The organism is Acinetobacter sp. LT1, assembly GCF_059800965.1.
The window spans coordinates 162,560-186,316 of record NZ_JBBAXE010000007.1; the positions used below are offsets into that span (position 1 = coordinate 162,560).

The 23,757-nt window shown below is 38.7% G+C and carries 19 protein-coding genes; 14 read left to right on the forward strand and 5 right to left on the reverse strand.

The window, feature by feature from the left end:
* Positions 1-49: 49 nt before the first annotated feature.
* A complete protein-coding gene (locus tag WBW42_RS09125) occupies positions 50-682 on the forward strand; it encodes a hypothetical protein (RefSeq protein ID WP_032055250.1) in 633 nt (210 codons plus the stop codon).
* A 34-nt stretch (positions 683-716) separates the two neighbouring features.
* On the opposite strand, the gene WBW42_RS09130 is transcribed toward WBW42_RS09125, so the two are convergent.
* The gene (locus WBW42_RS09130) at positions 717-2,180 is read right to left on the reverse strand and encodes a CYTH and CHAD domain-containing protein (RefSeq protein WP_032055254.1); all 1,464 of its coding nucleotides are present in this window, start codon (positions 2,178-2,180) and stop codon (positions 717-719) included.
* Positions 2,181-2,345: 165 nt separating this feature from the next.
* On the opposite strand from WBW42_RS09130, the gene WBW42_RS09135 reads away from it, so the two are divergent.
* From WBW42_RS09135 to rapA, 6 genes are all read left to right on the forward strand, one after another.
* Positions 2,346-2,729, forward strand: a complete 384-nt coding sequence (locus WBW42_RS09135; RefSeq protein ID WP_080776953.1) for an Mpo1-like protein — start codon at positions 2,346-2,348, stop codon at positions 2,727-2,729.
* Positions 2,730-2,844: 115 nt separating this feature from the next.
* On the forward strand, positions 2,845-3,456 hold the full coding sequence (thiE, locus tag WBW42_RS09140; protein ID WP_032052345.1) for a thiamine phosphate synthase: 612 nt from the start codon (positions 2,845-2,847) through the stop codon (positions 3,454-3,456).
* Positions 3,457-3,498: 42 nt separating this feature from the next.
* Complete coding sequence (gene hemL / locus WBW42_RS09145) at positions 3,499-4,797, forward strand: glutamate-1-semialdehyde 2,1-aminomutase (protein ID WP_016146072.1); 1,299 nt, start codon at positions 3,499-3,501, stop codon at positions 4,795-4,797.
* 62 nt (positions 4,798-4,859) lie between these two features.
* Complete coding sequence (locus WBW42_RS09150; RefSeq protein ID WP_032055259.1) at positions 4,860-5,564, forward strand: isochorismatase; 705 nt, start codon at positions 4,860-4,862, stop codon at positions 5,562-5,564.
* A 132-nt stretch (positions 5,565-5,696) separates the two neighbouring features.
* On the forward strand, positions 5,697-6,335 hold the full coding sequence (locus WBW42_RS09155; RefSeq protein WP_005307342.1) for an RluA family pseudouridine synthase: 639 nt from the start codon (positions 5,697-5,699) through the stop codon (positions 6,333-6,335).
* Positions 6,336-6,479: 144 nt separating this feature from the next.
* A complete protein-coding gene (gene rapA, locus WBW42_RS09160) occupies positions 6,480-9,317 on the forward strand; it encodes an RNA polymerase-associated protein RapA (protein ID WP_032055262.1) in 2,838 nt (945 codons plus the stop codon).
* 57 nt (positions 9,318-9,374) lie between these two features.
* Here the strand turns inward: rapA and WBW42_RS09165 are convergent, their stop codons facing one another.
* Both WBW42_RS09165 and fabR read right to left on the reverse strand, forming a co-directional pair.
* Positions 9,375-10,391 carry an AI-2E family transporter gene (locus tag WBW42_RS09165; RefSeq protein WP_032055263.1) on the reverse strand — a complete coding sequence of 339 codons (1,017 nt, stop codon included), beginning with the start codon at positions 10,389-10,391 and terminating at the stop codon, positions 9,375-9,377.
* A 166-nt stretch (positions 10,392-10,557) separates the two neighbouring features.
* Entirely contained in the window at positions 10,558-11,253 is a 696-nt protein-coding gene (gene fabR / locus WBW42_RS09170; RefSeq protein WP_032055264.1) for an HTH-type transcriptional repressor FabR, read from the reverse strand.
* Between the two features lie 140 nt (positions 11,254-11,393).
* Here fabR and WBW42_RS09175 point away from each other — a divergent pair, with 140 nt between their 5' ends.
* Together WBW42_RS09175 and WBW42_RS09180 are read left to right on the forward strand one after the other, a co-directional pair.
* Positions 11,394-12,464 carry a ferredoxin reductase gene (locus tag WBW42_RS09175; RefSeq protein WP_032055266.1) on the forward strand — a complete coding sequence of 357 codons (1,071 nt, stop codon included), beginning with the start codon at positions 11,394-11,396 and terminating at the stop codon, positions 12,462-12,464.
* Positions 12,465-12,476: 12 nt separating this feature from the next.
* On the forward strand, positions 12,477-13,571 hold the full coding sequence (locus WBW42_RS09180; RefSeq protein WP_002118415.1) for a fatty acid desaturase family protein: 1,095 nt from the start codon (positions 12,477-12,479) through the stop codon (positions 13,569-13,571).
* A gap of 48 nt (positions 13,572-13,619) precedes the next feature.
* Here WBW42_RS09180 and WBW42_RS09185 read toward each other — a convergent pair whose 3' ends face one another.
* On the reverse strand, positions 13,620-14,321 hold the full coding sequence (locus WBW42_RS09185; RefSeq protein ID WP_014207320.1) for an SIMPL domain-containing protein: 702 nt from the start codon (positions 14,319-14,321) through the stop codon (positions 13,620-13,622).
* 467 nt (positions 14,322-14,788) lie between these two features.
* Between WBW42_RS09185 and WBW42_RS09190 the strand changes: the two genes are divergently transcribed.
* From WBW42_RS09190 to WBW42_RS09200, 3 genes are all read left to right on the forward strand, one after another.
* Positions 14,789-16,162: a diaminobutyrate--2-oxoglutarate transaminase gene (locus tag WBW42_RS09190; protein WP_002118718.1), complete on the forward strand. Its 1,374-nt coding sequence runs from the start codon at positions 14,789-14,791 to the stop codon at positions 16,160-16,162.
* 2 nt (positions 16,163-16,164) lie between these two features.
* Positions 16,165-17,697: a pyridoxal phosphate-dependent decarboxylase family protein gene (locus tag WBW42_RS09195; RefSeq protein ID WP_017399290.1), complete on the forward strand. Its 1,533-nt coding sequence runs from the start codon at positions 16,165-16,167 to the stop codon at positions 17,695-17,697.
* A gap of 286 nt (positions 17,698-17,983) precedes the next feature.
* Entirely contained in the window at positions 17,984-19,414 is a 1,431-nt protein-coding gene (locus tag WBW42_RS09200; RefSeq protein WP_032055269.1) for an aldehyde dehydrogenase family protein, read from the forward strand.
* Positions 19,415-19,488: 74 nt separating this feature from the next.
* On the opposite strand, the gene WBW42_RS09205 is transcribed toward WBW42_RS09200, so the two are convergent.
* Complete coding sequence (locus WBW42_RS09205; protein WP_004700117.1) at positions 19,489-19,974, reverse strand: Lrp/AsnC family transcriptional regulator; 486 nt, start codon at positions 19,972-19,974, stop codon at positions 19,489-19,491.
* A gap of 134 nt (positions 19,975-20,108) precedes the next feature.
* Between WBW42_RS09205 and WBW42_RS09210 the strand changes: the two genes are divergently transcribed.
* Together WBW42_RS09210 and WBW42_RS09215 are read left to right on the forward strand one after the other, a co-directional pair.
* The gene (locus tag WBW42_RS09210; RefSeq protein WP_032055272.1) at positions 20,109-21,830 is read left to right on the forward strand and encodes an alpha-keto acid decarboxylase family protein; all 1,722 of its coding nucleotides are present in this window, start codon (positions 20,109-20,111) and stop codon (positions 21,828-21,830) included.
* Between the two features lie 140 nt (positions 21,831-21,970).
* Entirely contained in the window at positions 21,971-23,350 is a 1,380-nt protein-coding gene (locus WBW42_RS09215) for an amino acid permease (RefSeq protein ID WP_005073263.1), read from the forward strand.
* Positions 23,351-23,757: the final 407 nt, after the last annotated feature.

Sequence of the window (23,757 nt, forward strand, 5' to 3'; positions counted from 1 at the left end):
CCTTTGACTTAGTCTGTAAATAGCCTAAGTATTGGTAGGAGAGACTAATATGCAAGATGCAATTGCGATTCAAAGTTTAAAGACAGATATTGCTTTATTACGCCAGCATGTTTTCCCACCCCAATATTTAGAGCATGTTGAAGGATTGCCGATTTATTATGGCTTGCAAGAAGAAGTCGAAAATTATTACCGTCAATGGCAGGGGCTAATTGAAAGGGCACAAGAGCTTTTTCAGCCATTTATGGAAGATAAATTACCAGATGCCATTCATTTGCCAAGCCATTTAAATTTACCGCTATTCTTTTTTCACGTAGACCGAATTCGGATTAATAAAACACGTGCAAAAGAATCTAAAACTTTCCGCGGTGTGGCGAGTCTTATTGAAAAATGCGGGCAGTTTGAAACAGACCAGATATTTACGATGCAAGAATGGTTGCAAAGTGATGATACCGCGGCTTTGGTTGCTCACCGTGAGTTCATCGATTTAAGAACCTATGTGTTTCAACATGGGCAAAGCGAATATACACGTTCACGGTTTTATACCAATGGGATTGTGCTAGGAGTTGAGCCGCATTTTAAACTGGTCGATGCTCGTGATAAGCCAAGAAAGCAACGCAGCGATAGCTTTAGTGATCCGTTAGCAGATAACGGCGTATGGAAAGTATTTGGTAAATACCGATAAAAGTCGCTGCACGTTTACAGCGACTTTTTATAAATTACCAGAAAGTTTCAGCCTGACTAAAAGTTTGTAAAGCTTTTGCTGAGCGCTTTTGTAATTGTGGCTGTTTGGCTTTGACCCAACCTAGAGCAAACCAAAAAGACGGATCTTGTTCCACCACATTGTTAAAAATACCTTCTGCAATAAACAAATCGTTATATTGACCTAGGGTATTTTGCACAGGTTGTAGCTGTTTTAAATATTGCTGTACTTTTTTATTTGGATAAAGACTAGAAATAAACTCAACACAATAACGTAACTGCTTAGCTTGCTTTCTTATTTTGTGTTGTTCAGTCACTTCAAGCTCAGAGAAGTGTTCAGCATTATTAATCACTTTATGATGTAACTTATCTAAACTCTTTTTAATGTGTTTTTTTAATCCACCTTTTTTGCTGTCTGAATCTTCTTCTGAATAAGCAAATGCTAATAAATCGAGTAATAGCTTAATCGTGTCTGCAGAGCTAAAGATTGTTGAGAGTTCTTTTGAGGGCTGGGCTGAAACTGGTAGTAAAAGTTCAGGTGATCCATGTTGTTGAATAATAGGTAACACTTCGGTGCGAATCGCATCTTCATCACGAGTGTCTCCAAGTTTACGGAAAAGCTCAGCAATTTGTTCTTCCCAAACAGGATTTAGCTCGCTTGACCAACCTGCAAAATGCTTAAGGGCACTACGTAAACGACGTAAGCTTACACGTGCCTGATGGATATGCTCAGCTTCGGCAACCCCATCTGCAATGACAGCCATATTTGGTAAGAATTGCCCTAAACAGTTTTCGACAATCTTTTTTAGAGCCTGTTCAGCAGTAATATCTTTATTTAATGTCAGAGTTTTAGCATGAACAGCAGGTGAGGCAGCTTGCCCTAATGCTAATAAGTTGCCACGTTCGGCTTTACTTCTTACATCAAGCCAAAGTGAGTAACGATTAATCCATTGCTGCGCAAAATGAATGAGCGTTTTCACTGCACCCTGCTTGAGTTCAAATTCGACTTCGCAAATTACACTGTGTGCATCCGCTGTTTTTACGACACCATCATCTAAGCAAACTTCAATCGCTGTATTATCTGCTTCAAACACATGGTAGGTGCGCTGTACATCAGTCTCAAACTGCAAACTTAGTTTTTCAGCTTGCGTTCCTAAGACCGCATTAATTAAATCAGTTACCACTTTATTATCTTGGTATAACTCAAGGTTTAAGTCAGGTTCTTGGTCACAAACGCCTAAATGAGTTTCTTCTTCAACACGGTGGAGATGGCTTTGACCTGCGGCTTTAAATGTTTGTACCCATTGATCATCTTCTTTACGTAAACGTAAGGCCATACCATTTTTTGCAAGTAGGCGATCTGGCGTATCGTAATACTTTGCCTGTAAGTGAATGTTCTTTGCTTTATGTTTTTTTAAGTATTGCTGGACAGTTTTTTTCTTCGATTCAGGTAACTGAAACTTTAGTTCGACTTCGACCATAATATATCTCCCTGAATCAGGTATTTAGACTATCTTGAATAAGTATAATAGCTTAGCTCTAAAAATAATGGTTTTGATAGAGAAAGTTACAATCAAACATATCACGCTACACTTTTATTTAGGTGTACAATCAGGTGACGTTTTGATCAAATAAAAATCAGGAAGATGATCGTGAATGCACCAGTAAACTTTAGCAATGAAGCTCAGCCAGAGTTTGAATTGCCGATTAAAAACTATCAGGAATTTTATCGTTTTTATTTAACTGAACACCGTAACATCATGAGCAGACGTTTGCATGTGGTGGGCAGTAGCATTGGTCTATACTTTTTTTCAAAAGCAGTCCGTAAGAAACAAGCCAAATATGTGCTCTATGGTTTGGTAGCGGGTTACGCAAATGCTTGGGTTGGACATTTTGTGTTTGAAAAAAATAAGCCTGCCAGTTTTAAACAGCCTTTCTATAGCTTTATTTCTGATTGGCGAATGTTGTCTGATGTTGCACGTGGCCGTTTGAGTTTGGTTGACCGTAAGTTTGATAAAATTCCAAGCTAATTTTTATATCTATTCTTAATATACCGATTGGTACTTTTAAGCCTATATCAATCGGTACTTATGATGATCTATAAATCCGTTATACTAGCGAAGTTTTTTAAAGCGAGAGTAGAGTATGCGCGGTTTATACCTCATTACCAACGATGACCCAATCCAACTATTATTAGAAAAACTAGATGCCGCACTCGCAACTCGTCAGGTCGCAATTTTACAGTACCGTCGTAAGAAAGTAGAAAAAGTCGACCAGCCTGCTGAAGTTGAACAGATCAAACTTTTATGTGAAAAATATCAAGTTCCTTTTGTGATTAATGATGACCTAAAACTGGCCGCTCAGTTTGGATTAGGTGTGCATTTAGGTCAAAGTGACGGTGAAATTACCGATGCAAAATTGCAATTACCAGAAGGCGTCATTATTGGTCGTACTTGTCTGAATTCTTTAGAGCTTGCACAAAAAGCAATTGCAGATGGCGCGACTTATATTGCATTTGGTGCAGTCTATGCGACCTCTACAAAACCTGAAGCAGGTAATGTGGGGATCGAAGTAATTAAGCAAGCAGCAGCCCAATATGATGTACCAATTTGTGCGATTGGTGGTTTAACTGTTGAAAACTCAAAACCTGTGATTGAGGCTGGGGCTGACCTCTGTGCAGTCATTAGTGATATATTAGGCCGATCAACTGCTGAAATTCCTGCCCGTGTACAGGCCTGGGCACAATTATTTTCTTAAGCTTTCAAAATTATTTTTTAGATATTTAAGACGAGCATTTCCATGAGTTTATCTCCAAAGCAAGAACAGTTATTTAAACAAGCCAGCAAACACATTCCAGGTGGTGTGAACTCTCCGGTACGTGCCTTTAATGGCGTTGGAGGAACACCGGTTTTCATTGAGAAAGCCAAAGGTGCTTATTTATGGGATGTCGATGGTAAGCGTTATGTTGACTATGTTGGTTCTTGGGGGCCAATGATTTTGGGTCATGCTCATCCAGAGATTATTAAGGCTGTACAAACAGCAGCAGAAGATGGCTTAAGTTTTGGTGCACCAACCGTACACGAAACAACACTGGCAGATATTATCTGTGAAATCATGCCATCCATTGAATTGGTGCGTATGACTAACTCGGGTACAGAAGCGACCATGACGGCTATTCGTTTAGCGCGTGGTTATACTGGCCGTGACAAAATTGTGAAGTTTGAAGGTTGTTACCATGGCCACTCTGACTCACTTTTAGTAAAAGCAGGTTCGGGCTTACTTACTTTAGGTGAGGGTGAACCGACTTCGAAAGGTGTTCCTGTTGATTTTGCTAAACACACTTTAACACTACCTTACAACGATATTGCAGCATTAAAAGAATGCTTTGCTAAGTTCGGCCATGAAATTGCGGGCGTTATTATTGAACCAGTCGCGGGCAACATGAATATGGTGAAACCAATTGACGGTTTCTTACAAGCCATTCGTGATATTTGTGATGAATATAAATCTGTATTCATTATTGATGAAGTGATGACAGGTTTCCGTGTTGCTTTAGGTGGTGCGCAATCGGTTTATAACGTTAAACCTGATTTAACGACTTTAGGTAAAATTATTGGTGCAGGTCTACCAGTTGGTGCATTTGGTGGTAAGCGTGAAATCATGGAATGTATCGCACCTTTGGGCGGTGTATACCAAGCAGGTACATTATCTGGTAACCCACTTGCTATGCGTGCTGGTATTGAGATGTTTAAACATTTACGCCAACCTGACTTTTACAGCAAATTATCTGCTCAACTTGAAAAGTTACTTGCAGGCTTACAAGCTGCAGCTGATGAAGCCGGGATTCCATTTAAGACTCAGCAAGCTGGCGCAATGTTCGGTCTTTACTTTACTGACCAAGAAGACATTACAAGCTTTGACTCAATGTTGGCATGTGATATTGAAGCTTTCAAAAAGTTCTTCCATGGCATGTTAAAGCGTGGGGTAAACTTGGCACCTTCAGCATTTGAAGCAGGCTTTATTTCATCTGCACATTCTGATGAAGATATTGAATTTACGATTCAGGCTGCAAAAGAAACATTCGCTGAAATGAAGTAAGCAAAAAAGCCCGTGTTAAACGGGCTTTTTAATTTGAGCTATTTTTATATTTGTAGAGAACAATGTTTTATCCCTTTCCTCGAAAAATCCAATTAGCTGCAAGTACTTCAAATTGGTCAATAGAGTCAGTGCAAAGTATTTTGCTCATGGTTGGGCTCAATGAGCTTAAACTACGACCAGGTTGGTCTGAGCAACCATTGGCGAACCATTTGGAACTGTTGAGTAAGCGTGCTCAATCACTCGAAATTCCAATTATTTTTATTGAGACATCTCAGCTTCAACAAACCATGTTGGAGCTTGGTCAGCGTTTGTCATCAAATACTAAAGCCCAAGTTATGATGGCAGGTGATTTGTCGCCTCTGTTTAAACAAGTCATGCAGCTTGTTTTATCGATTACAGATCAGGTCAGTGTTGTAAATGATGCGATCTTGGCGGCTAATCTAGAGCAGCATATCCAATGGGTTGAAAAGATCAGTTTTGACCATATAAAACATTTAAATACGCAGAGCTTAATGCGGTTATGGTCTTTAAGTACGCCGTCCTCTTATATCTTGTCAGATAAAGGAATTTTATTGGCAATTGCTGAGCAGGTGGGGCGACATCCTATGGAGATCCATCCTGAAATTGATTTAAGAAACTACGGACTAGATCAGTCTGCTGTGAATTATTTGGTCGATCTATGGCGTGCAAATGGTGCGAGCTTAAGTGCTGAAGAGATAATGCAAGCACCGACATTGCAACATATTATGCAGTTATTGAAGCCTTGACTGACTATAGACCTCAAGTGATCCATAATATTTGCAAATTCTGCTGTTAATTTACCCGAACGGCATTGTAATTCGGACGTAAGCTTTTTATTATTGCCCGCTTGTTTTTCATCTTACCTTGGGAATACAACTTTGAGTGATTTTCTAAGTGAACATCTGATCTATCGTGATGATGATTTTATGGTGATTCATAAACCTTCGGACATCTTAAGTGTTCCTGGTAAGGGTGATTTACATGATAGTGTTTTGACAAGGTTGGTTGCGATTGAACCTAAAACTTTGCTCATTCATCGTCTAGACCGAGATACTTCAGGTATTTTAGTATTTGGTTTATCGAAGCGCGGTCAAAGTGCAATTGCACGTCAATTTCAAGATCGTCAGACTTCAAAAATATATGAAGCGCTTGTCGCAGGTCATTTAGAAGGTGAGGGGACTGTAGATATTCCTGTCATCTATGACCCAAGCCGACCACCTTTACATATTGTCGACGCTTCTCACAATAAGCCTGCTTTAACACATTGGCAGGCCATAGAACATTTTCAGATTCAGGGACAGCCTGTAACTCGTGTGAAATTAACACCAATTACGGGCCGATCTCATCAACTCCGTGTACACATGCAATATCTTGGGCATCCAATTGTAGGTGACACGCTGTATGCAACACCGGAGCAGCAACTTGTTCCGCGTTTATGTTTGCATGCCAAACAGTTAAGTTTTAATCATCCTGTCACAGCAGAAACATTAACTTTTGACTGTCCTGTACCGTTTTAATGTAAAAATTTTAATGCGTGATTTTTTGTAGCAAAGCGATTTAATTGGTTTTTGCTTCAAAATTTTGCTTTAAAGACTACATAAAAAGATGCAAAAATAAGCTAATTTGCATCGTACAATATGTAGTGCGAACTTGAGAGAAAGGTGGAAAAATTGCAGCAGTATGCTATTGGTCAACGTTGGCTATCAGACACAGAAACTGAGCTCGGTTTAGGTGTTCTTATTGATGTAGATGAAAGATCTGTCAGCATTTTATTCCCCAAAAGTGATGAGACACGTGTCTATGCGCGTAACAATGCTCCACTATCTCGTATCATCTTCAATACGAATGATGAAGTTCAAGATCAAGAAGGCCAGAAGTGGATCGTTGAGTCTGTTGAAGATCGTCATGGCGTTTTGCGTTACAACGTTGTTCGTACTTTAGAAAATGGCGAGCAAGAGCGTAAAGCACTCAATGAAACACGTATTGGTGCGCAAATTCAATTATCTAAACCTTTAGACCGTTTGCTTGCAAGTCAAGTTGACTATAAAGAGTGGTATGACCTGCGTATTGAAGCGATGTTGATGCAAGCACAAATGCAGACCAGTCCTCTACGTGGGATGGTCGGTGCACGTGTTGGCCTGATTCCTCATCAGCTTTATATCGCACATGAAGTTGGTAAACGTTTTGCTCCTCGTGTTTTACTTGCCGATGAAGTTGGTTTAGGTAAAACAATTGAAGCTGGTTTAATTATCCACCAACAGCTTAAAACTGGTCGTTCAGAACGTATTCTGATTTTAGTCCCTGATTCTCTTCAGTATCAGTGGATGATTGAAATGCGTCGCCGTTTTAACTTGCAATTCTCTCTGTTTGATTTAACGCGTACCGCATCTATTAAAGAACATGATCCAGAGCTTAACCCGTTCTTGACTGAGCAATGCATTATTGCCAGCGTTGACTTAATGGTTGACCATGATGATTTGCGTGAGCAAGCCATAGAAGCTGGTTTTGATTTGCTCGTAGTCGATGAAGCACATCATTTGATGTGGAGCGAAGAAGAAGGCGGTAATGATCGTTACGATTTAATTGAAGAGCTCGCTGAAAATACAGCAGGGGTACTATTACTCACTGCAACACCTGAACAATTAGGTGTAGAAAGTCATTTCGCTCGCTTACGTTTACTTGATCCACAGCGTTTTAGTAGTTTAGAACGCTTTTTAGATGAAGAGACCCAATATCAGCAAACTGCAAAAATTGCTGAAGTACTCATGTCTGATCAAGCTTTAACGCCAGAGCATTTATCTGCTTTAGAAGGTTTGTTAGGTCACACTATTGAAGACCAGCCTGATCAACGCTTTAGAGCAATTCACGAATTATTAGACCGTCACGGTACTGGACGTATTTTATTCCGTAATACACGTGAAGCCATTCAGGGCTTCCCAGGGCGTGATTGTCAGCCAGCACCATTACCAGCACCAGAAGATTGGTCAAAAGATGGCAAACTGCGTGAGCAGATGTGGCCTGAAGAAGCACAAATTGATGGTTCATGGATGCAAAATGATCCGCGTGTGCCATGGTTAATGGAAATTTTACGCAAAGATCTTAAGCATAAAAAAGTGCTTTTAATTGCGCGTAGCGGACCAGTGGTTGAGTCTTTAGAAAATGTATTGCGTTTGCATGCAGGTATTCGTACTGCAATGTTCCATGAAGGCATGAGCTTACTAGAACGTGACCAAGCTGCTGCTTATTTTGCTGAAGAAAGCTATGGCGCTCAGATTCTATTGTGTTCGGAAATTGGTTCGGAAGGCCGTAATTTCCAATTCGCTAGTGATCTAATTTTATTTGATCTACCAGCTAACCCAGATGTTTTAGAGCAACGTATTGGACGTCTAGACCGTATTGGTCAAGAAAACCGTATCCAAATTCATGTGCCATACCTTGTGGGAACAGCTCAAGAGCGTATGTTCCGTTGGTATAACGAAGCACTGAATATTTTCAGCAATATTTCTCCGACAGCGCAAACGCTGCAAGAGAATTTTATTGTTGAATTAAAAGACTGCTTACTTGCAGACCAAGGTCAAACATTTGAAGATTTGCTTGAAGAGGTGAATGTTCAACGTCAAGCCTTAGAAGCTGAACTTCAAGCTGGCCGAGATCGTTTACTTGAATATAATTCATGTCGTCCTATTGTGGCACAAGAAATTGTTCAAGCTCTTGAAGATTATGACGACAATACAACGCTACCAATGTTTGTGAAGCGTTTCATGTCATCAACCAATATCGATTTTGATGAGCAAAGTAATGGTACGGTGATTATTAAACCAACCGACCAAATGCAAGTGCAAGGTTTGGCTTTAGACGAAGAAGGTATGACAGCAACTTTCTATCGCGATCAAGCTCAGCTTCGTGAAGATGCTCAATATTTAACTTTAGAGCATCCATTCATTGAAAGTGTTATGGAAATGATCCGTACGCAATCATTTGGTAGTACCAATGTTGCTGTACTTAAATCTAATGCATTAAAGCAGGGCTCAGTATTAATTGAAGTCTGGTTTAAAGTAGATGTTATTGCACCTAAATCTTTGAACTTGCCATCAAGCTTGCCGAAACAGCTTATCCGTGTATTGTTAAGTGAAAATGGTCAGGATTTATCTGAAAAAATTGATCCGACAATTTTAAAACCATATTTACATCACTTAGATGGCAATAGCTGCCGCCAAGTAGTTAAAGCTCGTCGTGATATCATTGAGCAGCGCTATAAACAAGCGTTAGAAATTGCGAAAGTTGATTTACCGCAGCTTCAGCAACAAGCAAAAGAGCATTATGGCAATAAATGGCAATATGAAATTGACCGTTTAACTTATCTAAAACAGTTCAACCCAAGTATTCGTCAAGACGAAATTGAACGTTTACAGAAACTGCAAAAAGAAGGCTTGAGCTTACTTGATGGTTTAACTGTTACACCAGAAGCAATTCAAGTGTTAGTTGTGGTTAAACCGTAACTTACTCAAAATGAAAAAAGCGCCGAGAGGGCGCTTTTTTTATATATCGATTTTGAATTAGATAAGACCAGCGTCTTTTAATTCTAACTTTAAATAAGCATAAAAAATTGGAGCTGCGATTAAACCGCCTAAGCCAAAAATTGACTCAAATACTAGCATTGCTAATAAAATCTCCCATGCATTTGCATTGATTTTATGCCCAATAATTTTAGCATTAATAAAATATTCAAGTTTATGAACCAGAACGAGATAAAATAATGCTGCTCCTGCTAGTCCTAGGGAAATGGTAAGAGCTGCAATAAACGTTAAAGTGTTTGAAAGTAGATTTCCTAAAATTGGAATGAGACCAAACATAAAGGTCAAAATAGTTAAAGTTTTGGCAAAAGGAAGATGAACTCCCCAAAGCGGCAATAAAATAAAGGCGAATAAAATAAAGAGCAGCGTGTTAATCGCTGAAATTTTTATTTGGGCAAAAACAACATTTTTAAATGAAATTGATAATTTTTGAATACGTTGGATAAGCAGTGACTTAAAAACAGGCTGAGGCGTACGGCGATGAAAACCATGTATCGCCACCAAAATACCAATAATTAATCCCATGACCATGGTCACGAAGTTATGCAAAATATCGGAACTGGTGTTTTTTAGGGTGGTGACGTTATCTTTCATAAATGCAAAGATTTCGTCTTTTAGATCTGTCACGCTATCAGGAATATAACCTGGAAGATATTTTGTGATCTCTGCTTGCAAATGAAGGAGGGTTTGATCAACCTTGCTATTAATACTATGTAATCCGACGCCTTTTAGATCGTATACAACAAAACTAATCAGACTCGTTATGAAAAAACCAATAAGTGAGATGGTGACGATACTGAGTAAAATACTAATAAAAATACGGGCTCTTTGGCCATCAATATAACGTTCTACAACCGAACTTAAACTAATAATAATTTCATAAATGAGAAAGCCTGCAAAAAAACTTGCTAATAGATGTAATGGGATAACCGAAAGCAAAAAGATGCCCATTAGAATGTAGCTTGCAATCAGACTTTGACGATTATTCAAATTTTGCATGTGGATCCCTGAGATCGTTGGGAATATAGGAGAAAGAGCAAACGGAATGATTATTTATACTCTGGCAAGCTATTCGCTTCAATCAGTGAATTATATTTTTATTGGAAAATAGAGGAGTTAGATGTAAAAATGGCCTGTTCATCAACAAGCCATTCATTAGATCATTTTAGCGAATTTTTGCTTCATCTAAATGACGTGCACCTTCTAAAATCATCCGAATCATAATCATGGTTTGTTCAGCAACTTCTGCACGTTGATTGATCGGCAAATCAATCACTTTGGCGCCCATGTGAAACACAAGTTGAGTAATTGCTTTAGCAACAAGGTCTGGGTGATACAGGTGATTGTTATTTAAGCGTTCAAGACGAATTAAATCTTCTTGTAGCTCTTGCTGAAAAAAGTTGAGCTGGCGGTCTACGGCAGCCTTATAAGAAGCAGAACCTGTAAAACTTTCACGTAGTAATAAACTTAAATTACCTTCATCGGCATCGAGTTGTTGAAGGAAAATATCGACAGAACTACGAATAATACTTTCTTGTAAAGAAGCACGTAGGCGAGCCTGACGGATAATTTTACGTAAAACGATACCTGCGCGCTCAATTAGAGAAATTGCTAATTCATCAATATCTTTAAAATGTCGATAGAAACTATTTGGCGCAATTCCTGCTTCTCGAGCTACTTCTCGTAAACTCAATGAAGCAATACTTTTTTGCGGACCAATGAGGTTTAAAGCGGCCTGAAAAAGTTCTTCTTTAGTAATTGTCGCTTTTCTTCCAACAGAACGCGTAGCTGTTTTAATTTCAATGACATCTTGTTGTTGAGGTGTGTCATTCAGGTTCTGAGAAAGTGAAGATTGGGTCATGCTGTTCAATATATTTGTAAACTCTCAGGATTATAGCCTTAGAAGCTGAACTTGTGAAATTGTAATTAAAAGTACGGGTGTATATACAAATATATATACATGTGTATAATAATTAAAAAAGAGCGACAGAGCCTTCAGTTATGCAAGCAATCGAAAAGAGAAATTCTCTATTCAATTCATTGACACAAGCCATCTTTGATAAAGAAATGGCTAATTTCTGGCTACAAAAAGTTAATCCTTTATGGTCTGTAAAACATGGCCTTGTTCAAATTGTAAAAAAAGAATTTGTCGCTCACGACATGGTGAGCCTAACGCTAAAATGCAACCGCCTAGTAAAAATGGGCGTTGCAGGCCAGCATCATCCTGTGATTGTTGAAATTGCTGGTCGTCGCTATGAACGTACTTATAGTTTGACGCAAATAGATGCGCAGCACTTACGTTTAACCGTAAAAAAAGTTGCTGATGGTATCGTGAGTAACTGGTTTATTTCTGAAAGCCAAATCGGTGATATTTTTGAGCTTGGTCAACCTTATGGTGACATGCAACAAAACATCAAAACACCGAATTTAATTATGTTGGCTGCGGGTAGTGGTATTACCCCAATGTTGAGCCTAATTACTGCGATTAAACAAAGTCAGCAGTTAGATAAAGTTCAGGTACAACTTTTATATTGGGTGAAACAACGTTCAGATGCGGCTTTTGTTGAATACTTTGAAAAAGTTGCACAGCAATATCCGAACTTTAATTATCAGGTTTTCTATACACAAGAAACCCCAAATGATGAGCGTTTAAATACAGAGCATTTAGCATTAGTTGATGATGTAGAAAACAGCACAATTTATGCGTGTGGACCTTCTGGCTTTGTGGCGACAGTTGAGCAACTTTTTGAAAAATCTCCAGCCGTTTTAACAGAGGCCTTTAGCTTAACAAATGAAAGCTCTGCTGATGATATTGGTTATGTGAATGTCACATTAACCCAGTCTAATAAGGTAATTGCAATTCCTAAAGGCCAGTCAATTCTGGTTAGCCTTGAACATGAAGGCCTTAAACCAACTCATGGTTGCCGTATGGGAATTTGTAATAAATGTGTTTGTAATAAATCACAAGGTTCAACACGTAATTTACTTAACGGTAGTGAAAACACTGAACCAAGCCAATTACTCAAAATTTGTGTGAACTCAGCACAATCCGATCTAGTTATTGATCTTTAAGAGAGAACTCTTATGAATATGCCAGTGAAAGTCGAATATTTTAAAAATCCTAAAAATCGAGATTTGACTCCAGCAGAACTTGATGCATTTGCAAAAGAGCTCGATCAGATCAAGCAAGAAGTATTGGATGATTTGGGTGAGAAAGACGCTAAATATATCCGCCGTGTTTATGCTGCAATTCGTTATAGTAGCTTTTTAGGTCGTGCATGTTTGTTTGCAGGTTGGTTCCCACCAGCATGGATTTTAGGAACAGGTCTGTTAGGCTTCTCTAAAATTATGGAAAACATGGAACTCGGTCATAACGTGATGCACGGTCAATATGACTGGATGAACGATCCTAAATTTAATGGTCAAACTTACGAGTGGGATACTGTCGGTACTTCTGATAACTGGCGCCAAACTCATAACTATAAACATCACACCTATACCAACATTAAAGGTATTGATGATGACATCGGTTACGGTTTACTTCGTTTATTCCCAGAGCAACGCTGGAAGCCGGGTTTCTTACTTCAACCTGTTTATAGCATCCCATTCTGTTTATTGTTCCAATGGGGCGTAGCTATTCAGAATCTTGAAATTGGACGTGTCCTTTATAAACGTAAGAGCATGGCAAAATTCTTGGAAGAGTTAAAACCTGTTAATAAAAAGATTGGAAAACAACTTTTTAAAGACTATGTTTTCTTCCCTTTAATTGCAGGTCCAGCAGCTTTACCTGTATTCACTGGTAATTTGGTTGCAAATGGTCTTCGTAATATCTGGACATTTACGATTATTTTTTGTGGTCATTTCACAAAAGATGCGGAAGTATTTCCAAAGTCTGTTTTACAAGAAGAAAGCCGTGGTCACTGGTATATGCGCCAGATTCGTGGCTCTTCTAACTTGAAAGGTTCAGAAGCATTACATATTTTAAGCGGACATTTGAGCCATCAGATTGAGCACCATTTATTCCCTGATATCCCAGCGCGTCGTTATCGCCAAATGGCTCCAAAAGTTGAAGCTGTATGTAAAAAATATGGTCTAAATTATAACAATGCAAGTCTGGCTAAACAGTTTGGACAAGTGGTAGGCCGTATATTTAAATACGCTTTACCTTTTAAAAAATAAGTCAAAAAAAGCCCTGAACTAATCAGGGCTTTTTTTTAGAGAAACAAATTATTTAAACTGAATTGAACCGTTTGCATTCACAGTAATTTTAGACTCACCAGCTGCCATGTCTTGAGCTGGTGCAGCTTCGGCCATAGCAAATTTAGCCATGCTGGCACGCATTACAGGTTGTGGGAAATAGTTATTCGTGTTCAGGTTTAGAGTGACCAAACTATATTGGTTTTTATTCCAAGCTTGGGTCAACATTTGAGCACGTTGTTGGAAGTTTTTAGATGCTTCTACCATTAACTCATTTTCAACTTTTTTACGTTGTTCATCAGAAACCGTAAAGTTAATTGATTGAGTTTGGAAGTTTTGCTGTAATTCGTTTACTAACTGGCTAGCAGCTTTAAAGTCTTTACTTTCAAGACGGATTTCAGCGCGGCCACGCCATTCTTTTAACTTATTGCTATCGTTATCGTAAATTGGATAAGTGCTTTGAGCACCAGTTTCCACTTTTACTTGTGGATATTTACGAGAAACATTAAGTGCCTGATTCATCAGTTGATTAATTTGGTTTGAAAGCTCGGCTGGTTGTTTGTTACTTTTTTCAATATATAAAGTTGCATGCATTTCATCATTAGAAACTTGGCGAGAAGCTTCCGCTTGTACATTTACAATATTGTAGTTCAAAGCATTATCATCCTGAGCAAAAACTAAAGGGCTAAGGAGAGAACCTAAAAGAAGGGTGGATACGGCTAAAGTACGCATAAATTTTTCCTTTAAAAATTAATATAAATTTAATTTTTTTCATTAGGAAATGTTAAACATAACTTATGCATAACTTTTGCAGATTTTGTGGCGTATTTGTAATATTCAGATCAGGTTTTTTAAAATTTTGGTAAATATAAAGTCTTTAAAAATTAAAAGCTTAAAATTAAAGTGTTTCAATGTAACTTAAAAAATCAAAGTAATATAAAAAAAGAATATTTTCTTTAGGTTGTCACATAGTATGATGATAATTCATCATAACTATTGGGATGATACATTTTTTCAATAAGATTAGATGAGTAAAGTACATAAAAGACGTTTTTTTTCTTGTAAAATTAGGTATCATCGCGCTCCTAGTTACAAGATATAAAATAAGTGTCTTTACTAGTTCTATAAAGCACCGAGTCAAAGGACCAATCGTCACCAGACTTATTTCTTTCTACCCCTATCAGAGATGGTAATCCGATATGAGCGTTACTTCCGTTAACCCTGCCACTAATGCTACTAACGAATATTATTTGACTCGCCAAAGTCAAATGGAATCAAATGTTCGTAGCTATCCACGTAAATTACCGTTAGCGATAGCGAAAGCACAAGGATGCTGGGTTACTGATGTTGAAGGTACACAGTACCTTGATTGTTTAGCTGGGGCAGGTACATTGGCTTTAGGTCATAATCATCCTGCGGTGATTCAAAGTATTCAAGATACATTGGCAAGTGGTTTGCCATTGCATACTTTAGACTTAACCACACCTTTAAAAGATGCATTCACTGAAGCATTGTTAGCATATTTACCTGGTGGTAAAGAAGAATATTGCTTGCAGTTCTGTGGTCCTGCAGGTGCAGACGCAACTGAAGCAGCAATCAAACTTGCTAAGACTTACACTGGCCGTAGCTCAGTGATCAGTTTCTCAGGCGGTTATCATGGTATGACCCATGGTGCGCTTGCTATGACTGGTAACTTAAGTGCAAAAAATGCAGTTAACGGTTTAATGCCAGGCGTACAATTCATGCCATATCCGCATGAATACCGCTGCCCACTTGGTTTAGGTGGTGAAGCTGGTGTTGACGCTTTAACTTACTACTTTGAAAACTTTATTGAAGATGTAGAAAGCGGTGTAACAAAACCGGCTGCTGTTATTCTTGAAGCGATTCAAGGTGAAGGCGGCGTAGTTACAGCTCCAGTAAAATGGTTGCAAAAAATCCGTGAAGTGACTGAAAAGCACAACATCGTTTTAATTTTAGACGAAGTTCAAGCTGGCTTTGCACGTTCAGGCAAAATGTTTGCATTTGAACATGCAGGTATTGAACCTGATGTTGTTGTAATGTCTAAAGCAGTAGGTGGTGGTTTACCACTTGCAGTATTAGGTATTAAACGTAAATTTGATGCTTGGCAGCCTGCTGGTCACACGGGTACTTTCCGTGGTAACCAACTTGCTATGGGTACTGGTCTTGTCGTATTAAAAACGATTAGCGAACAAAATCTTGCTCAAAATGCGCAAGAGCGTGGTGACTTCTTACAAGCTGAATTTAAAAAATTAGCTCAAGAATTCCCATGTATCGGTAACGTACGTGGTCGCGGTTTAATGATCGGTGTTGAGATCGTTGACGAGCGTAAACCAGCTGATCGTATTGGTTCGCATCCTGCTGACTCACAATTAGCTGCTGCAATTCAAACTGCTTGTTTCAACAATAAATTATTGCTTGAAAAAGGTGGTCGTAACGGTACGGTAATTCGTTTACTTTGCCCGCTTATCATCACTCAAGACGAGTGTGTTGAAGTAGTTGCTCGCTTTAAGAAAGCAATTGCAGAAGCATTGGTTGCAGTACGAGGCGCATAAGTATGGTGGATTTTGCAGAACATCGTAAAGCGTTACTCTGCAATGATGCACAATCCATTGCTGACTATGAGTCAGCAATGGGCGAAGCGGTAAAAGCCGTTTCAGCATGGTTGCAAAATGAAAAGATGTACACTGGTGGTAGCATTAAAGAATTGCGTTCAGCAATTTCTTTCCAACCTTCAAAAGAAGGTATGGGTGTACAAGAATCTCTTCAACGTATGATTGAGCTTTTCTTGAATAAAAGCTTGAAAGTACATCATCCACATTCATTAGCACATTTACACTGCCCAACCATGGTGATGAGCCAGATTGCGGAAGTGTTAATCAATGCAACTAACCAATCTATGGACTCATGGGATCAAAGCCCGGCAGGTTCATTAATGGAAGTTCAGCTCATTGATTGGTTGCGTCAAAAAGTAGGTTATGGTTCTGGTCAGGCTGGTGTTTTCACTTCTGGCGGTACTCAATCTAACTTGATGGGTGTATTGCTTGCTCGTGACTGGTGCATCTCGAAAAACTGGAAAGACGAAAATGGTAATCCATGGTCTGTACAGCGTGATGGTATTCCTGCCGATGCAATGAAAAACGTCAAAGTCATTTGTTCTGAAAATGCACATTTCTCTGTGCAAAAGAACATGGCAATGATGGGCATGGGCTTCCAGTCAGTTGTGACTGTTCCTGTGAATGAAAATGCACAAATGGATGTAGATGCTCTCGAAAAAACGATGGCGCATCTTCAGTCTGAAGGTAAAGTTGTTGCTTGTGTCGTTGCGACAGCAGGTACGACTGATGCCGGTGCAATTGACCCATTGAAGAAAATCCGTGAAATTACCAATAAATATGGTTCATGGATGCATATCGATGCGGCATGGGGCGGTGCATTAATTCTGTCAAATGACTATCGTGCAATGCTTGATGGTATTGAGTTGTCTGACTCGATTACCCTCGACTTCCATAAGCATTATTTCCAAAGCATTAGCTGTGGCGCGTTCTTGTTGAAAGATGAAGCGAACTATCGTTTCATGCACTACGAAGCTGAATACTTGAACTCTGCTTATGACGAAGAGCACGGTGTACCAAACCTTGTGTCTAAGTCATTACAAACGACTCGTCGTTTTGATGCATTGAAATTGTGGATGACAATTGAATCACTAGGTGAAGACCTTTATGGTTCAATGATTGACCATGGTGTAAAACTTACTCGTGAAGTTGCAGATTACATCAAGGCAACTGATGGTTTAGAACTTTTAGTTGAGCCTCAGTTTGCTTCGGTATTATTCCGTGTTGTTCCACAAGGCTACCCAGCTGAGTTTATCGATAGCTTGAACCAAAACGTAGCGGACGAATTGTTTGCACGTGGTGAAGCAAATATCGGTGTAACAAAAGTGGGTAATGTACAGTCATTGAAAATGACAACATTAAGCCCTGTTGTGACATTCGAAAACGTTAAAAACCTTTTAGGTCAAGTATTGGCTGAAGCTGACCGCATTAAAGATGCAATTGCTTCTGGTAACTATGTACCACCAATCGACTAATTGAGTTGATAACAAAAAAAGCTCGGTTTATTACCGGGCTTTTTTATGGCAGATTGTTTTTATTTGGATTGTGTATGAAGAAAAGAATACATGCACAAATCATGCATATTTTCAAAAAACAAAAATAATTATGCATGATTTATGGGGAGCAAATTTCTTATTGTATTGGTATGTCCCCAATATTTTTGGTCACATTGATATATCAATATCGTACTTACTTTAAATAATCCCGCTTTAACTGAAAAAAGTAAGTGGCTGTAATTACAATTAAGACAAGGAAGAAGAAATGCAACAAGCGAATATGCTCAATGAATTTAAACTCATTATTGGCGGTCAACTTTGTTCAGGTGAACAAGGTGAACTAGAAATTCTTAACCCTGCTACTGGCTTAACTGCTGCACGTTGTGCAAAAGCATCGGTTGCGCAAGTAAATCAGGCAGTGAGTGCTGCTAAACAAGCATCTAAAGCTTGGCAACAAGTTTCACACGAAGAGCGTAAGTTAATCTTGAACAAGATTGCCGATAGCATTGAAAAGCACGCTGAAATGCTCGCAGAGTTGGTTGTGCTTGAACAAGGTAAGCCACTCGCACTTGCTCAAATGGAAGTGCAGGGCGCAATTGGCTGGACTCGCTATGCGGCTGCGATGGATTTACCTGTAGAAGTAATTGAAGACAGTGAAACCAAGCGTATTGAGCGCCATCGCCAACCATTAGGTGTAGTGGCTTCAATTACACCATGGAACTGGCCACTGATGATTGCAGTTTGGCACATCATGCCTGCATTGCGTGCGGGTAACGTGGTCATTAGCAAACCTTCTGAATACACACCACTATCAACTTTGCGTTTATGTGAAATCATTCAGCAAGAAGTTCCTGCTGGTGTAATTTCGATTGTGGTTGGTGCTGGTGAGATTGGCGAAGCATTATCTTCTCATCCAGATGTACAAAAAGTTGTATTTACGGGTTCAACTCGAACAGGCCAGCACATTATGGCCGGTGCAGCTCAGCAGCTAAAACACTTAACTTTAGAGTTGGGTGGTAATGATGCTGGTATTGTATTACCAGATGCAAATATCGATGAAATTGCACCTAAGATTTTTAATATGGCGTTCTTGAATGCCGGTCAAACATGTGCAGCCTTAAAGCGCTTATACGTTCATGAAAGCCAGTATGAAGCTTTATCTCAAAAGTTAGCTGATATTGCCAACGCTCAAGTTGTGGGTGATGGTATGGCATCTTCTACAACATTTGGTCCAGTACAAAACAAAATGCAATATAACAAAGTGAAAGCACTTATTGCCGATGCCATTTCTCAAGGAGCAAAAGCACTTTCTGGGCAACAGCAGCTACCAGAGCAGGGCTACTTTATTGCACCAACTATATTGACTGAAGTTTCTGATTCTTGCCGCGTGGTGCAAGAAGAACAGTTTGGCCCTGTATTACCTGTTTTAAAATATACCGATATCAACGATGCAATTGCTCGTGCCAATGACAGTGAGTTTGGTTTGGGTGGTTCAATCTGGTCGTCAGATATTAAAGCAGCACAGACTTACGCTAGTCAGCTTCAATGTGGTACTGTTTGGATTAATACCCATGCAGAAGTTCTTCCTCATGCGCCTTTTGGCGGCTGGAAAATGTCTGGCCTAGGTGCTGAATTTGGCTTGGAAGGTTTGCTTGAAAATACAATTGGGCAAACAGTCCATATTAGTAAAGTCTAAATATTAACTTTAAGGCGGATCTATTATCCGCCTTTTTATTTTCACTTTATTTAAGAGTGAAATGCTTAGTTTACTTATTGGGAGTGATGATAGCTCATACTTTTAGGTTTGATTAAAAAATGATTCTGTTCTTTAATTTTTTTAAGAACAATGTAAGACTTTATATGGCCAATAAAATTATAAGAAAGCAATCTTTCGGTCACAAATTGAGAAAGCTGTTCTAAGTTTTCAGCAACGACTTTTAAAATAAAATCTGCATCACCACTAATTGAGAATGCATCCTGAATGTTGTCTTCAGCTTCAATGAGCTCTTGAAAAGCCTGCTGTGATTTTGCCTCGTGTGTCCTTAAATTAATATGAATCATTGCTGTAACTTCCAGTCCTAGCGCCTGCTGCTGGATGCGTGCAGTGTAGCCTAGAATTATGCCTTTTTGCTCGAGTAATTGACGTCGTCGTGAACATTGCGAAGCAGATAAACCAATTAAATCTCCTATTTCTTGATTAGTGAGCCGCCCATTCTTTTGTAGTGCCTGAATGATTTGCCAGTCGAACTTATCCATTGCATAAAATCCTTTTATGATACACAAATCATGTATTTTTATTAAAATGCGTTTCCATTATGCACGAAATATAAAAGATAGATGAAATATTATTTTTCTATGGAATAAAAATTGGTCTCAAAGGATATAGAGCAATGTTCATAGAAATCGGTGACTTTTTAAATCTTCGTTTAAAACAAATGGGTATCCAACATCTTTTTGGTGTACCTGGTGATTTTAACCTCTCATATCTAGAACAAGTTGAAGCAGACCCACAACTCGAATTTATTGGAAATTGTAATGAATTAAATGCTGCCTATGCAGCTGATGGTTATGCACGAATTAACGGTTTTTCTGCCTTGGCAACCACTTATGGTGTAGGTGACTTAAGTGCGATTAATGGTATTGCAGGTGCCTATGCAGAAAATGTACCTCTTATTCATATCTCAGGAATTCCACCGTTACATGCGGTTCAAAAGGGCACACTAATACATCATACGCTTGTCGATGGTAACTACGACAATATTATGAACTGTATGAAAGAGTTCACAGTTGCCCAAACACGTTTAACTCCTGCAAATGCAGCTTTTGAAATTGACCGTGTATTACGTCAGTGTTTCCTGGAACGCCGTCCTGTGCACATTCAACTACCAGGCGATATTACTCACGTTAAGATTGAAGTATCTGAACGTCCGCTTGACTTAAGCTACCCAGCTGTTGAACCTGAATTATTGCAGAGTGTGGTAAGCAAACTCTGTGACATTATTGAGAATGCTCAAAGTCCAGCGCTTTTAATAGATAATGAAGCTTCAGTTTTTGGTGTAACTTCACTTTTAAATGATTTATCTCAAAAATGCTCAATTCCATTTGCAGGCATGAATACTGCAAAAAATATTATGGATGAAGGTTCACCTCGTTACATTGGAACTTATGTGGGTGGGGCAAGCCAGCCTCATGTGAAAAATATCATTGAACAATCCGACTGTTTAATTGGTGTTGGTGCACGCTTTACCGATGTAGGCTCAGCTGTATTTACTCATCAAATTGAGACCAAAAACTACATCGAAATTAAATCTTATGGCCTAAATATTTTTGGTCAGGATTTTCCAGGTATTGAAATTGGACAATTACTTGTCGAGCTAAATAAAAAAGTTGCGCCACGTAAATCAACAACCCCTCTTCTTGAAAAACAACCTCAGAAAGTAATTGAAGCTCCAGCTCAACAAAAGCTAAGCCAAGATGTGCTTTGGAATTACATTTCAGGGTTCTTAAAAGAAGATGATGTGATTATTGGTGAGGTAGGAACATCAAACTCTGCTTTGTCAGGTATCAAACTTCCTGCTACAGCTAAATATATTGCTCAGCCGCTTTGGGGTTCTATTGGTTATACCTTGCCAGCTTTACTTGGTAGCTTGCTGGCAGCTCCTGAACGCCGTCAAATTTTATTTATTGGCGATGGTTCTTTCCAGCTTACGGTACAAGAGCTTTCTACAATTATCCGTCATGGTTTAAAACCAATCATTTTCTTGCTGAACAATGGCGGCTATACCATTGAGCGCTTAATTATGGGTGAAAACGCGGCCTATAACGACGTGCAAAACTGGAAATACACTGAAATTCCTGCGGTATTTAACGGTAAAAAAGGCCATACAACTTATGTGGTTGAAACCGCTGGCCAGCTCAAGAGCGTTTTAGAAAATGTTCAGCAAAATGATCAGTTAACTTTCATTGAATTAAAACTACCAGCAATGGATGCGCCGGTAAGTTTGAAAAAATTTGCTTCTGTGATTGCTCGTTTTGACTACGGTGATCGCGGTTACGAAATTTTAAAGGAGCGTTCCCAACCGATTAAATGTAAGGATGCAATCTCTTTTTAAATAGAAGACAGGACAAGTCTTCTCAAAAATTAAATGGACTCATATTAAAACTACTTATTTCCGAAGGCCGGGTTCTGGCCTTCGGATATGGTGCTGAATAAAGGTGTACAGGAAGTGACACCAACATTGGAGATAATGTTATGGATGCAAACAATAAGCACGAGTTAAAACAAGGCTTATCCAATCGGCATATTCAACTCATCGCACTCGGAGGGGCGATTGGTACAGGATTATTCTTAGGTCTTTCACAAACAATTAAATTGGCTGGTCCTTCAATTTTATTAGGATATGCAATTGCAGGAATTATTGCCTTTTTAATTATGCGCCATTTAGGTGAAATGGTTGTTGAAGAGCCGGTCAGTGGTTCTTTTAGTTATTTTGCGAACAAATATTGGGGCAAAATGGCGGGTTTTATGTCTGGCTGGAACTATTGGGTATTATATGTACTCGTCAGCATGGCTGAATTGAGTGCGATTGGGACGTTTATACAGTTTTGGTGGCCTGAAATTCCGACATGGCTGACTGCTTTATTTTTCTTTATTTTAATTAACGGCATTAACTTGGTAAATGTCCGCTTTTTTGGGGAATCCGAGTTCTTATTTTCCTGCATTAAAATTGTTGCCATTTTAAGTATGATTGGTTTCGGTGCTTATCTTTTACTTTCAGGCTCAGCAGGTCCGCAAGCGGGTGTTGCAAATTTATGGCAACACGGTGGTTTCTTCCCGCACGGGATTCACGGTTTTGTCATGGCTTTAGCTGTCATTATGTTTGCATTTGGTGGCTTGGAATTAATTGGTATTGCTGCAGCTGAAACGAAGAAACCGGAAACCACTATTCCTAAAGCAGTAAATCAGATTGTGTACCGTATTTTAATTTTTTATATCGGTGCAATCGGTATTCTTTTATGTCTTTATCCATGGAACATGGTGGCAGAAGGCGGCAGTCCATTTGTTATGATTTTCCAGTCACTCAATAGTAACGGTGTTGCGAACGTTCTGAACTTTGTGGTCTTGATTGCTGCTATTTCAGTTTATAACAGCTGTATCTATTGTAATAGCCGTATGTTGCATGGTTTGGCAGAGCAGGGTAATGCTCCTGCAATTTTGAAAAAAGTAAACAGTCGCGGTATTCCAGTTCCAGCAGCAGTTGTTTCTGCATCTATTACAGCAATATGTGTGGTCGTGAATTATCTGATTCCTGGTCAAGCTTTTCAGCTCTTCATGATGCTTGTGGTGGCTGCACTTGTCATTAACTGGCTCATGATTTCAGTGACGCATTTGAAATTTACCAAAGCAATGAAATTGCAAAGACGCCAAACTAAGTTCCAAAGCATTATGAGTCCTTGGAGTAATTATTTAACCATTAGCTTTGTATGCTTTATTCTTATTATTATGGCGATGACTCCAGATATGAGATTGGCAGTTATTTTAGGGCCAATCTGGCTTGTTGTTTTAGCTGTGATGTACTTCTTAAAATATCGTAAAAAAATGGTTGTTCTGCCAGAAGTACAATCGAATTGATCCTTTAAATTGACAATGATATTGCGGTTATCAGCCTTAGGGTCGGTAACCCTTTATCTTTTGTCATATTATTTTCATGTTACAAAGAAATTGTTTTTTTCTAGAAATTTTTAATAATAATTTTAATGACAGAAAATATTTAAATAATAAAATTAATAAATCAGTAAATTACCGTTTTTTAATATATTTATAATACCTTTTGTTTTTATATTTTATAAAAAATAAAAATTTAATATTTTTAGTTAATGTCATAATATAGATTGATAGAGAGGGTTAAATAATCTCTGTATTTAAAATAACTAATTGATAGTACATAAAAAATATTAATGTGACAGTTAACAATATCGAAATCATTAAAGCGTCATCATACTGTAACTTAATTGTCATATTTTCTATTCACAATGCAG

Excerpts from the sequence above, each read along its gene's own strand:
- WBW42_RS09125 (WP_032055250.1), top strand. The coding sequence starts at position 50 with ATGCAAGATGCAATTGCGATTCAAAGTTTAAAGACAGATATTGCTTTA.
- WBW42_RS09130 (WP_032055254.1), bottom strand. The coding sequence starts at position 2,180 with ATGGTCGAAGTCGAACTAAAGTTTCAGTTACCTGAATCGAAGAAAAAA.
- WBW42_RS09135 (WP_080776953.1), top strand. The coding sequence starts at position 2,346 with ATGATCGTGAATGCACCAGTAAACTTTAGCAATGAAGCTCAGCCAGAG.
- thiE (WP_032052345.1), top strand. The coding sequence starts at position 2,845 with ATGCGCGGTTTATACCTCATTACCAACGATGACCCAATCCAACTATTA.
- hemL (WP_016146072.1), top strand. The coding sequence starts at position 3,499 with ATGAGTTTATCTCCAAAGCAAGAACAGTTATTTAAACAAGCCAGCAAA.
- WBW42_RS09150 (WP_032055259.1), top strand. The coding sequence starts at position 4,860 with ATGTTTTATCCCTTTCCTCGAAAAATCCAATTAGCTGCAAGTACTTCA.
- WBW42_RS09165 (WP_032055263.1), bottom strand. The coding sequence starts at position 10,391 with ATGCAAAATTTGAATAATCGTCAAAGTCTGATTGCAAGCTACATTCTA.
- fabR (WP_032055264.1), bottom strand. The coding sequence starts at position 11,253 with ATGACCCAATCTTCACTTTCTCAGAACCTGAATGACACACCTCAACAA.
- WBW42_RS09175 (WP_032055266.1), top strand. The coding sequence starts at position 11,394 with ATGCAAGCAATCGAAAAGAGAAATTCTCTATTCAATTCATTGACACAA.
- WBW42_RS09180 (WP_002118415.1), top strand. The coding sequence starts at position 12,477 with ATGAATATGCCAGTGAAAGTCGAATATTTTAAAAATCCTAAAAATCGA.
- WBW42_RS09185 (WP_014207320.1), bottom strand. The coding sequence starts at position 14,321 with ATGCGTACTTTAGCCGTATCCACCCTTCTTTTAGGTTCTCTCCTTAGC.
- WBW42_RS09190 (WP_002118718.1), top strand. The coding sequence starts at position 14,789 with ATGAGCGTTACTTCCGTTAACCCTGCCACTAATGCTACTAACGAATAT.
- WBW42_RS09195 (WP_017399290.1), top strand. The coding sequence starts at position 16,165 with ATGGTGGATTTTGCAGAACATCGTAAAGCGTTACTCTGCAATGATGCA.
- WBW42_RS09200 (WP_032055269.1), top strand. The coding sequence starts at position 17,984 with ATGCAACAAGCGAATATGCTCAATGAATTTAAACTCATTATTGGCGGT.
- WBW42_RS09205 (WP_004700117.1), bottom strand. The coding sequence starts at position 19,974 with ATGGATAAGTTCGACTGGCAAATCATTCAGGCACTACAAAAGAATGGG.
- WBW42_RS09210 (WP_032055272.1), top strand. The coding sequence starts at position 20,109 with ATGTTCATAGAAATCGGTGACTTTTTAAATCTTCGTTTAAAACAAATG.
- WBW42_RS09215 (WP_005073263.1), top strand. The coding sequence starts at position 21,971 with ATGGATGCAAACAATAAGCACGAGTTAAAACAAGGCTTATCCAATCGG.